A 3641-nucleotide genomic window follows, 5' to 3' on the forward strand; every position below is an offset into this window, starting at 1 on the left:
GGTGGCCAGCGGCTTGGGCCTGGGCATCCGCTGCAGCTTGGCCTCCTCCAGCGCCCAGTACTCGATGCGGAACTTCTCCGACTCCTCGATGGGCGTGTAGGTGCTCACCGCCTCCGCACCGCGCATGACGTTGATGGCGTTGACGTAGAACTCCCCGGCCACCCGCGCGGTCTGCTTGTCGCGGCCGAAGGAGAACATGCCCACGCCGGGGACGAGGACGATGGCCGGGTCGGCGCCGCGCATCGCCGGGGAGTCGGCGTCGGCGTGGCGGGAGTAGTAGGCGGCGTAGTCCTCGCGGTAGACGGCGTGCAGCTCGCGCAGCCGGCGCTGCACCTCCTCCAGCCCCGCAGTGGCGGGCAGGTCCAGCACGAGCGGCTTGACCTTGGTGCGCAGGAAGTGGTCGGGGCAGGAGGTGCCCAGCGCCGCCAGCCGGGGGTGCTCGGCGCGGGCGAGGAAGTCGAGCACCACGTCGGAGTCGGTGAAGTGCCCCACCTGCGGGGCGTCGGTGGAGGCCAGGCCGCGCAGCAGCGGGAACAGCTCGGCCGCTCGGGTGCGCCGCTGCTGCGCCTCCAGCGCCTCGTACCCGGGCACCACGGCGCCGAAGGGCTCCGCCTTGCCGCGCTCGGCGAGGAAGCGCTCGGCGGTGCGGATGACGTCGAGGGAGTTGCGCTCGCACTCCTCGCTCGTGGCGCCCCACGCGGTGATGCCGTGCCCGCCGAGGATGCAGCCGATCGCCTGCGGGTTGGCCTCCTTGACGGCGGCGATGTCGAGGCCGAGCTGGAAACCGGGCCGGCGCCAGGGCACCCAGACCACGCGGTCGCCGAAGCACTCCTTGGTCAGCGCCTCGCCGTCGGCGGCGGTGGCCAGCGCGATCCCGGAGTCGGGGTGCAGGTGGTCCACGTGCGCGGCGTCGACCAGCCCGTGCATCGCGGTGTCGATGGAGGGCGCCGCCCCGCCGCGCCCGTGCAGGCAGTAGTCGAACGCGGCGACCATCTCGTCCTCGCGCTCCACGCCCGGGTAGGTGCCCACCAGGGCGCGCAGCCGGTCCAGCCGCAGCACCGCCAGCCCCGCCCCGGTGAGGGTGCCCAGGTCCCCGCCGGACCCCTTGACCCAGAGCAGCTCGACGTCCCCGCCGGTCACGGGGTCGCGGTCGACGCCCTTGGCGGAGGTGTTGCCGCCGGCGTAGTTGGTGTTGCGCGGATCGGCGCCGAGGCGGTTGCTGCGCGCGATCAGCGCTTCGGACGTCGTGCTCATGCTGGTTCTCCTCGGGGAGGGGTCGGGGCGGGGGTCGCTGCGGGGTGCTGGCGGGACGCGTGCTGCGGGGTCAGGCGCCCCAGCCGGCCTGGGCGCCCCCGACGCGCTCGGCGGCGATCTTGGCGGCGTACCCGGAGGCGCGGTAGGCGGCGGCCGGGTCCCTCGGCAGGCCCTGGGACTCGCGCAGGTCGGCCAGCGGGGCGCGCACGTCGGTGTTGTAGGCGTCCATCAGGACAGCGTGCGCGGCCAGCACGTCACCGGCCTGCTGGGCGGCGCGCAGCGCGGCGCGGTCGACGAGCAGGGCCTTGGCGGTGGCCTCCTGCACGTTCAGCACCGAGCGGATCTGCGCGGGGATCTTCTCCTCGATGTTGTGGCACTGGTCGAGCATGAAGTTGACGCCGGAGTCCGGGCGCAGCGCGTCGGCCCGCACGATCTCGTTCATGATGCGGAACAGCTGGAAGGGGTCGGCCGAGCCGACGATGAGGTCGTCGTCGGCGTAGTAGCGGGAGTTGAAGTCGAAGGCCCCCAGCCGCCCGACGCGCAGCAGCTGGGCGACGATGAACTCGATGTTCGTGCTGGGGGCGTGGTGGCCGGTGTCGAGGACGACGGTGGCCTGGGGGCCCAGGTCCAGGCAGTGCAGCAGCGAGGTGCCCCAGTCGGGGATGTCCATCGTGTAGAAGTGCGGCTCGAAGATCTTGTACTCGAGCAGGATGCGGTGCTCGGCGTCGAGGGCTGCGTAGATCTCGCGCAGGGAGTCCGCCAGGCGTTCCTGCCGGTCGCGGATGTCGTCCTGGCCGGCGTAGTTCAGCCCGTCGGGCAGCCAGATCTTCAGGTCGCGGCTGCCGGTGGCGCGCATGACGTCGATGCACTGCACGTGGTGGGCCACGGCCTTGGCGCGCACCCGGGGGTCGGCGTGGGTGAGCGAGCCGAGCTTGTAGTCCTCGTCCTGGAAGGTGTTGGAGTTGATCGCCCCGATCGCGACGCCCTCGTCGGCGGCGTGGGCGACGAGCTTGCCGAAGTCGTCGACCAGGTCCCAGGGGATGTGCAGCGACACCCGCGGCGCGGCGCCGGTGTGGCGGTTCACCTGCGCGGCGTCGGAGATCTTCTCGAACGGGTCGCGGGGGACGCCGGGCTGGGGGAAGACCTTGAACCGGGTGCCGGAGTTGCCGAACGCCCACGAGGGCAGCTCGATCCCGAAACCCCGCAGGGCCTGCAGCGCGTCCTGTGCGTCAACGGTCATGGCTGTGCTCCTGGTCGGGGTTCCGGTCGGTCGGGGCCTGGGTGGTCGCCTCGCCGGCGGCGGCGAGCTGGGCGTCGAGGTCGAAGACGAGCTCGAGGGGGCGCATGGCGCGGTCGGGGGCCTCCTCCAGCCCGGCGAAGAAGGGGGCCATCTCCGCCTGCCAGCGGGCGTTGACGTCGGTGGCGCCCATGGCGGCCACGGCGGCGTCGAGGTCGTCGGTCTCCAGGACGCCGACGAGGAGGCCGTCGGGTCGCAGGTGGAGCGTGTAGGCGTTCCAGCCCGCGTCGCGCAGCGCGCGCAGCATCTCGGGCCACACCGCGGCGTGCCGCTCGCGGTACTCCTCGAGCCGGTCGGGGCGGACCTGCAGGGTGATGACGACCCGGCTCACCGCCGCTCCCCCGACACCTGTGATCGCGTCATCGCGCCACTCCTTTGTGAAACGTTTCATGACATCGCCAAGGTACGACGCGCGGACGGTCGCGTCAAGGGCCCCACCCCCACCCGGCGCCCGTTAGCATCCTGAGATGCCCCCCGTGAGCATCAAGGAGGTCGCCGCGCGCGCGGGTGTTTCCGTGGGGACCGTCAGCAACGTCCTGAACCGCCCCGACGCCGTCTCCACCACCAACCGCGAGCGCGTGCAGCAGGCGATCGCCGACCTCGGGTTCGTGCGCAACGAGTCCGCCCGCCACCTGCGCGCCGGGCGCAGCCGGTTCCTCGCGCTCGTCGTCCTCGACGTGGCCAACCCGTTCTTCGCGGACGTGGCCCGCGGCGCGCAGGAGGCCGCCGACGCCGCCGACCTCGTCCTGCTGGTCTGCAGCAGCCACGAGGACGTCGCCCGCGAGCGCCACCACCTCGACGTCCTCGGCGAACAGCGCGTCACCGGGGTTCTGCTGTCCCCCGTCGACACCTCCCCCGAGCGGATCGGGGAACTGCTCGCCAGCCGGCGCCCCGTGGTCCTCGTCGACCGCACCGCCCCCGGCGGGCGGACCTGCTCGGTCGGCGTCGACGACGTCCAGGGCGGGCGGCTGGCCGTCGCCCACCTCCTCGAGCGCGGCCACCGCCGCATCGCGTTCGCCGGCGGGCCGGCCGGCCTGCAGCAGGTGGACGACCGCCTCGCGGGGGCGCGCGCCGCCCTCGCCGACGCCGG

The 3641-nt window shown here is 73.3% G+C and carries 4 protein-coding genes; 1 reads left to right on the top strand and 3 read right to left on the bottom strand.

The window, feature by feature from the left end; all coding sequences use genetic code 11:
* The 3 genes from rhaD to ABEB16_RS13855 all read right to left on the bottom strand — a co-directional run.
* Positions 1-1254, bottom strand: a 1254-nt coding sequence (gene rhaD, locus ABEB16_RS13845; protein WP_345712828.1) for a bifunctional rhamnulose-1-phosphate aldolase/short-chain dehydrogenase, incomplete at its 3' end; no start/stop codon positions are given.
* A 70-nt stretch (positions 1255-1324) separates the two neighbouring features.
* Positions 1325-2494, bottom strand: coding sequence for an L-rhamnose isomerase (gene rhaI / locus ABEB16_RS13850; RefSeq protein ID WP_345712829.1), 1170 nt, complete (start codon positions 2492-2494; stop codon positions 1325-1327).
* Positions 2484-2882 (bottom strand): L-rhamnose mutarotase, encoded by a 399-nt coding sequence (locus tag ABEB16_RS13855; protein ID WP_345712830.1) that lies wholly within the window; start codon positions 2880-2882, stop codon positions 2484-2486. The genes rhaI and ABEB16_RS13855 overlap by 11 nt, the downstream gene beginning before the upstream one ends.
* Before the next feature lie 136 nt (positions 2883-3018).
* Between ABEB16_RS13855 and ABEB16_RS13860 the strand changes: the two genes are divergently transcribed.
* The coding region (locus ABEB16_RS13860; RefSeq protein WP_345712831.1) for a LacI family DNA-binding transcriptional regulator at positions 3019-3641 on the top strand (623 nt) is incomplete at its 3' end.

This window comes from Kineococcus glutinatus, from assembly GCF_039542765.1.
GTDB classification, from domain to species: Bacteria; Actinomycetota; Actinomycetes; order Actinomycetales; family Kineococcaceae; genus Kineococcus_A; species Kineococcus_A glutinatus.

Coding starts and splice junctions, on each gene's coding strand:
- rhaI (WP_345712829.1), bottom strand. CDS start 2,494: ATGACCGTTGACGCACAGGACGCGCTGCAGGCCCTGCGGGGTTTCGGG.